Below are 335 nucleotides of genomic sequence, written 5' to 3' on the forward strand. Positions count from 1 at the left end.
GTCGGTCTTTCACCTCCGTTCGAATCAACAGCGCCTCACGGCGCACGGGACGTTCTTTGCGCAGGATCAGCCTCGTACCTGGCGGCCAGCTGCTCAGGTTGACCAGGTCGGTGGCCTCGGCGACCCAGGCGCCGTCGCGGATGCCGCCACCGGTGTCGATCGCCGGGTACCAACACTGCCCGAGGTTGAGGGTGTCCACCGCGTCCTGGACGCGCCAATCGACGGGGTAGCCGAACGAGAACCCCACCCCCTGCTCGCGGCAGGCGTCGGCGAATCCGTGGGTGGCCCCGGCGGTGTCGCAGCGCACCAGCACCTTCGGCCCGCCGGAATCTCCA

General features: G+C 69.3%; 1 pseudogene. It reads right to left on the reverse strand.

The annotated features are described in order from the left end of the window. Positions 1–335: pseudogene (locus H7I57_RS23000) on the reverse strand (hypothetical protein); the annotation flags it as partial.

Origin of the sequence: Mycolicibacterium pyrenivorans, from assembly GCF_025821625.1 — a bacterium.
GTDB lineage: Bacteria > Actinomycetota > Actinomycetes > Mycobacteriales > Mycobacteriaceae > Mycobacterium > Mycobacterium pyrenivorans.